Source organism: Sphingobacterium sp. HMA12 (genome assembly GCF_002933815.1).
GTDB lineage: Bacteria > Bacteroidota > Bacteroidia > Sphingobacteriales > Sphingobacteriaceae > Sphingobacterium.
The window spans coordinates 67,673-74,064 of sequence record NZ_BEYR01000009.1 but is presented as its reverse complement, the minus strand read 5'-3'; the positions used below and the strand labels follow the sequence as shown (position 1 = coordinate 74,064).

The window sequence follows — 6,392 nt, the reverse complement described above, 5'->3', positions numbered from 1 at the left end:
GTAAGGTAAGGTAAGGTAAGGTAAGGTAAGGTAAGGTAAGGTAAGGTAAGGTACAAATAAAAGCGGCTATCCATTGGGATAGCCGCTTCTTTATCTTATACTAAATAATAAGCTTATTCAGCTACTACTTCGAAAGGAACTTGAACTTTAACTTCTTTGTGTAAGTTTAAGTTAGCGATGTATTCACCAATTTCTTTAGGTTCAACTTCGAATGTAATACGACGACGATCTACGTCAAAACCTTTTGCTTTCAATGCATCAGCAATCTGGATGCTATTTACTTTACCGAAGATTTTACCAGATTCACCTGCTTTGGCACCGATTGAAAGTTTTACAGCTTCCAATTTACCAGCTAATTCAGTAGCGTCTTTTTTAATTTTATCTTGTTTGAACTGAGCTTGTTTGATGTTCTCAGCTAAAACTTTTTTTGCAGATTCAGTCGCTTGAATAGCAAATCCTTGGGGGATTAAGTAGTTACGACCGAAACCTGGTTTTACATTAACGATATCGTTTTGCTCACCTAAGCCTTTGATATCTTGTTTTAAAATTACTTCCATTTTCTATCGTCCTCCTTATTTAATTGCATCAGCTAAGTAAGGTAACAAACCGATGTGACGAGCACGTTTAACAGCTTGAGCTACTTTACGTTGAAATTTCAAAGATGTACCAGTTAAACGACGAGGTAAGATTTTACCTTGATCATTTACAAATTTCATCAAGAAGTTAGCATCTTTATAATCGATATATTTGATACCATTCTTTTTGAAACGACAGTATTTTTTACGGTTGTCCTCTACTTTAGGAGCAGTTACGTATTGGATATTTTCGTTAGCCATTAGTTTGCGCCCTCCTCAGTTTTAGTTTCAGCTTTTTTGTTGAATGCACCGCTACGTTTTTTCTCGTTGTAAGCTCTAGCATGTTTGTCTAAACTTACAGTCAAGAAACGCATAATGCGCTCATCACGTTTGTATTCAACCTCTAATTTGTTGATTAATTCACCTGGAGCCTTGAATTCAGTTAAGTGATAAAATCCAGTAGATTTTTTCTGGATTGGATACGCTAATTTTTTCAAACCCCAATTGTCTTCAGCGACAATCTCGGCTCCGCCTTCTGTTAAGATGTTTTTGAATTTTGCGATTACTTCTTTCGCAGCATCTTCAGAAAGCAACGGGGTAAGAACGATTACAGATTCGTACTGTTGCATTTTGTTAATTAATTTTGTTATTTAAAATTCCACATTTGTGGAAGTGCAAAGGTAGGTATTATATTGTTATATTGCAACGCCTTAAAATAAAAAAGTTTAGATCTACACGGAGATCTAAACTTTTTCTGTGACGACAAATTAACCGATTAGTTTAATTTGCTCATTTCTTCTTTTATGGCGGCCTGTGTTTTTTCACTGACACTTACCAATGGTAGGCGTAAAATATCGTTACCGATACCCAATTTTTTAAGGATGTATTTAACACCAGCAGGATTTCCTTCCACAAAACAAAGATCTGTTATCTGCAGTAAATCGTTATGTATTGCCCTTGCGCTAGCATAATTACCTTCTGCACATAATTTTGCCAGTGTAGCAACACGCTTCGGAAATGCATTTCCAACAACAGAAATAATACCCGCCGCACCGAGCGCCATCATCGGTAAGGTGACCGGATCGTCGCCAGAGATCAGTAGAAAATCTGCCGGTTTGTCCCGTAAGATTTCGCTGAATTGGGCAAAATTGCCGGAAGCTTCTTTTATCGCAACAATATTTGAAAAATCATTGGCCAGGCGCAATGTTGTCTGTGCGGTCATATTACTGCCCGTACGGCCCGGTACATTATATAATATAACAGGCAATGGAGAAACTTGTGCGATAGCCTTATAATGTTGATAAATTCCCTCCTGTGTTGGTTTATTATAATAAGGTGATACAGATAAAATAGCACAGAAACCGGTCGGATCAAACGCTTTGATCTGTTCTACAATCTCCGCAGTATTGTTGCCGCCTATACCAGCCACCAAAGGAAGTCTACCGTTCACGCGCTTGACAGTGAAATCCCAGATACGCTTTCGTTCTTCTTTAGTCAATGTGGCAACTTCTCCAGTTGTACCTAAAGAAACCAAATAATCCATACCCTCGTTAATTTGCAAGTCAATGAGTTGACCCAATGCCTCGAAATCAACAGATTCATCTGAGTTAAAAGGAGTGACCAATGCTACTCCTGCGCCGTGAAGCTCGTTCATCTTGTTTTTGTATTTATATAAATTTAATTAAAAAATCCTATTTGGAATGAATAAGGTCTAATAGATCTTGCTCATTAATCATCGGGATGCCCAGTTTCTCTGCCTTCGCTAATTTGGAAGGGCCCATTTTATCTCCTGCAACCAGATAATTCAATTTTGCAGAAATGGAGGAGAGCATTTTCCCCCCATTGCTCTCGATTAATTCCGCTAGCTGTTCTCTGGAATAATCTGCAAATACGCCTGAAATCAAGAACGTTTTTCCGCTGAGATTTTCACTGGCCAGAATAATCTCCCTTTCTTCAATTTCCAACTTTAAGCCATAATTTCTTAAGCTCATGAGCTGTTGTTGATGAATGGGGTTGTCCAAATATTCTTTGACACTTTCAGCAATGCGGCGTCCGATATCCTGAACACCCTCAATTTCCTCTGTAGATGCCTGTGCAAGGGCATCAATATTTTTAAAATGCTGTGCTAGTTTTTTTGCGATTGTCTCGCCGACATGACGTATTCCCAACGAGAATAATACTTTCTCAAAAGGTTTTTCTTTTGATTTTTCAATGCCTGCCAGCATATTGTCGATTGACTTCTGGCCAAAGCGCTCCAATTGTTGTAAGTCTTCTTGATGGTCCTTTAGGCCGTAGATGTCAATAATGTTATGCAATAATCCTTTTTTGAAGAAAGTCTCTACGGTCTCGTCGCCCATCCCCTCGATATCCATCATTTTACGTCCGATAAAATGTTGCATTTTACCAACGATCTGTGGTGGACATCCCGTTTCATTGGGACAGTAATGCACGGCTTCGCCCTCTTGTCTAATTAATGTAGTGCCACATTCCGGACAGCTTTCCGGATAGATGAAAGCTGTTGTATCCGGTAATCTTTTTTCAAGGTTGACGCCAATAATTTTTGGAATAATTTCGCCTCCTTTTTCTACATAGACGGTGTCACCCTGATGTAAATCCAAACGGGCAATTTCATTGGCATTATGCAAAGAGGCGCGTTTGACCGTCGTTCCTGCCAACAAAACAGGCTGGAGATTTGCAACGGGTGTGACTGCACCGGTACGCCCTACTTGGTAGCTAATGGTATTGAGTGTTGTCTCAACACGTTCCGCCTTGAATTTATAGGATATCGCCCATCTTGGGTTTTTCGCCGTAAAACCTAAATCTTCCTGTTGGGCATAATCATTCACTTTGATGACGATACCGTCGATTTCATAGCCGAGATTATGTCGTTCGGTGTCCCAATAGTCGATGAATTCAAAGACATCTGCCAGGGTACTGCATTTTCTTGTGTGTTCACAGACATGAAATCCCCAGCTTTTTACATGTTCTAAGCTGTTCCAGTGATCGTGAAATAGGTTGGTTCTATTGTCGCAATATAAAAAGTACAGAAAGCAATCCAAAGGTCTTTTGGCAACCTCTGCTGAATCTTGAAGTTTTATTGTGCCCGAAGCAAAATTGCGTGGATTGGCATAAGTCTGCTCTTCATTTTCTTCCCGTTCTCTGTTCAGGCGTAAAAAGGCGGATTTATGCATAAATATCTCGCCCCGAATTTCAAACTGATCTGGATAGTCTCCTTCTTTGAGTCTGATCGGAATGGAGCGAATCGTTTTGACATTATTTGTCACCACATCACCTTGTGTTCCATCGCCGCGGGTAACTGCTTTGCTTAGTATGCCGTTTTCATAAGTTAGGCTAATGGAAAGGCCGTCGAATTTTAATTCGCATACATATTCAAATTGGTCACCAATGATCTTTCGGATTCGTTGATCAAAATCAAACAGTTCCTCCTGGCTGTAGGTATTGCCCAACGAAAGCATGGGCCAACGGTGTCTTTCTGTTTTGAATTTGGAGGTGATATCCCCACCTACGCGCTGTGTAGGCGAGTTTGGGTCGGCAAATTCTGGATATTGACGTTCGAGTGCTTCGAGTTCTTTTAATTTAAGATCGAAGTCATAATCTGAAATAAGACTATTGGCCAATACATAGTATTGATAATTATAATGGTTGAGTTCCGCTGTTAAGTCTTTTATCTTTTTTTCAATATCCATCACCGACATGTTGCAAAATTACAAATAAAAAGTACGTTTAAATAAAATAAATAAAGAATCTTGTTGTTAAGACTGCCTTATTTTTAAAATGCGTTTTTATGCATTTTAGGTTTAAGGGTTTCAATACTTTATTTGAAATCCTTTGGATTCAATTGCGAAAATTTATGTTTATTATTCGTGTAAAAATCAATAATGACAGATTTATTATACTGCCCTTTCTGATTTTCAGTAGCCAAGTATTTCTTTCGTTTTTTAGCATTTTTGAAAATGTTCAGGAAGAAATACTGATGTGCACGACTGACTGCCCAAGCATCTTTCGGTTTTCGGTCGATTAGAAATTTCATCAAAGCGGCTAAATCGAACCAGAGACGCAAGAAAATAATCCAAATTGCTTTACCCAGAGGTAGGTTCTTTTGCAGCATAACCAGATTATTCCTAAAATTCAAATAGGTTTTTTTGGGGTTGCTGGCATTTAAGGTGCCACCACCGACATGGTAAACCACAGATGTCGGGCAATAACCGATAGCATAGCCCATTTTTTTTAACCGCCAGCATAGATCGATTTCCTCCATATGGGCAAAAAAATCCTCATCTAAACCGTTTGCTTCCTTCCAGGCTTTTTCCCGAATAAAAAGTGCAGCTCCTGAGGCCCAGAAAATTTCGGATTCCTGATCATATTGACCATGATCTTCCTCGACTTCATGCAGAATTCTTCCTCTGCAGAAAGGGAAACCAAAATAGTCCATATAACCTCCGGCAGCACCGGCATGTTCGAATTTATCTTTACTATGAAAGGAAAGAATCTTGGGCTGGGCGGCAGCAATATTCGGGTTGCTCTCCATATAAGCAACAACGGGCTCTATCCAGTTTTGGGATACTTCCACATCCGAATTCAACAAGACATAATAATCTGCATCTACACGTTCCAAGACCTTGTTATAGCCTCCGGCAAAGCCATAATTCTTGTCGTTTTCAAGAATGGTAATGGTTGGATAATACTGTTTGACAAACAGTATAGAATCATCATCGGATGCATTGTCACCGATGACGAACTCAATATTTGGATAAGAACTGTTGTAGACGGAAGGCAGAAATTTCTCCAGGAAGAAACGACCGTTCCAGTTGAGTATGACAACAGCTACTTTTGGTAATTTACTCATTTTCTGCGTTTCCTTTTCCAGCGATTATGCGACCATAGCCAATATTCGGGATTTTCTCGAATTAGTTGCTCCGCAAATCGGTTGTGTAAATCGGTTATTTCATGTTCAGCATAATCGGAAGGATCTTCTACCAAAGTAACAAACTTACAGAAGTATTCTCCTCTTTTTTCCTTCCGGCCAATATAACAAAATACTACGGGGGCTTTGCTTATTCTTGATAGTCGCTCAGCTCCAGTATAGACCAATGTTTCTTGATTCAACCAATTGATAAAATAATCAGAGTCTGAATATAGCGGGGTCTGATCAGCGACTAACATGCTGACATTGGGCTGCCCTTTTAATTTCACGATATGTCTGAGAATCTGTTTCATTGGAACCATTTCAGCGCCAAAGCGACTACGCATGGTATTGTATACCGTATCAATGTCCTTATTGTTTAGTGGTTTATATACAATCAATGTTGGAAAATTGGTAATCAGACTTAAACGGTGTATCCCGAGTTCCCAATTGGCATAGTGCGAGGTCACCCCGATCACATTTTTTCCGGCAGCAAGGTGGCGGGTCAATTCCTCCTCATCCTCCAACGTTATTTTTTTTCTGACTTCATCAGCAGTAATCGTTTTTAGCTTAATGGATTCGACAAGTAAATCCGGGAAAAAGCGATAGAATTTTTTGGCGATTACCAGCCTTTCAGCCTCGGTTTTTTCAGGAAAAGCATTCTCTAAATTCTGAAATACGATATTCTTTCTATATCCAATGACGTAATAAAGAATATAATAAAGCCCATCGGAAATCAAATATAGAAACCAATAGGGGAGAAGAGAGATGATATAGATTAATGCGCTTAACGCTTTTTGTTTCATGCTATAGCTAAAATTCCCAGTAGTATTTTACAAATATCCTTAATTTAAGTTATTTTTGCGTCACTTATAACAAAAATCATCAGTTTT

Annotated in this window: 7 protein-coding genes; all 7 read right to left on the bottom strand. The window is 39.1% G+C overall.

The window, feature by feature from the left end; translation table 11 throughout:
• Window positions 1–113: 113 nt before the first annotated feature.
• Window positions 114–557, bottom strand: coding sequence for a 50S ribosomal protein L9 (gene rplI / locus HMAT_RS26395; protein WP_104385829.1), 444 nt, complete (start codon window positions 555–557; stop codon window positions 114–116).
• Between the two features lie 15 nt (window positions 558–572).
• A complete protein-coding gene (gene rpsR, locus HMAT_RS26390) occupies window positions 573–836 on the bottom strand; it encodes a 30S ribosomal protein S18 (RefSeq protein ID WP_028071347.1) in 264 nt (87 codons plus the stop codon).
• Window positions 836–1,204 carry a 30S ribosomal protein S6 gene (rpsF, locus tag HMAT_RS26385; RefSeq protein ID WP_104385828.1) on the bottom strand — a complete coding sequence of 123 codons (369 nt, stop codon included), beginning with the start codon at window positions 1,202–1,204 and terminating at the stop codon, window positions 836–838. The genes rpsR and rpsF overlap by 1 nt, the downstream gene beginning before the upstream one ends.
• 146 nt (window positions 1,205–1,350) lie before the next feature.
• A complete protein-coding gene (dapA, locus tag HMAT_RS26380) occupies window positions 1,351–2,229 on the bottom strand; it encodes a 4-hydroxy-tetrahydrodipicolinate synthase (protein WP_104385827.1) in 879 nt (292 codons plus the stop codon).
• A 37-nt stretch (window positions 2,230–2,266) separates the two neighbouring features.
• Window positions 2,267–4,291 carry an NAD-dependent DNA ligase LigA gene (gene ligA / locus HMAT_RS26375; protein WP_104385826.1) on the bottom strand — a complete coding sequence of 675 codons (2,025 nt, stop codon included), beginning with the start codon at window positions 4,289–4,291 and terminating at the stop codon, window positions 2,267–2,269.
• A 119-nt stretch (window positions 4,292–4,410) separates the two neighbouring features.
• Complete coding sequence (locus HMAT_RS26370) at window positions 4,411–5,442, bottom strand: glycosyltransferase family 2 protein (RefSeq protein WP_104385825.1); 1,032 nt, start codon at window positions 5,440–5,442, stop codon at window positions 4,411–4,413.
• Entirely contained in the window at window positions 5,439–6,305 is an 867-nt protein-coding gene (locus tag HMAT_RS26365) for a lysophospholipid acyltransferase family protein (protein ID WP_104385824.1), read from the bottom strand. Before HMAT_RS26365 ends, HMAT_RS26370 begins: the two co-directional genes overlap by 4 nt.
• Window positions 6,306–6,392: the final 87 nt, after the last annotated feature.

Bases quoted from the DNA above. Each gene is read 5' to 3' on its own strand.
- rplI (WP_104385829.1), bottom strand. From the start codon at position 557: ATGGAAGTAATTTTAAAACAAGATATCAAAGGCTTAGGTGAGCAAAAC.
- rpsR (WP_028071347.1), bottom strand. From the start codon at position 836: ATGGCTAACGAAAATATCCAATACGTAACTGCTCCTAAAGTAGAGGAC.
- rpsF (WP_104385828.1), bottom strand. From the start codon at position 1,204: ATGCAACAGTACGAATCTGTAATCGTTCTTACCCCGTTGCTTTCTGAA.
- dapA (WP_104385827.1), bottom strand. From the start codon at position 2,229: ATGAACGAGCTTCACGGCGCAGGAGTAGCATTGGTCACTCCTTTTAAC.
- ligA (WP_104385826.1), bottom strand. From the start codon at position 4,291: ATGTCGGTGATGGATATTGAAAAAAAGATAAAAGACTTAACAGCGGAA.
- HMAT_RS26370 (WP_104385825.1), bottom strand. From the start codon at position 5,442: ATGAGTAAATTACCAAAAGTAGCTGTTGTCATACTCAACTGGAACGGT.
- HMAT_RS26365 (WP_104385824.1), bottom strand. From the start codon at position 6,305: ATGAAACAAAAAGCGTTAAGCGCATTAATCTATATCATCTCTCTTCTC.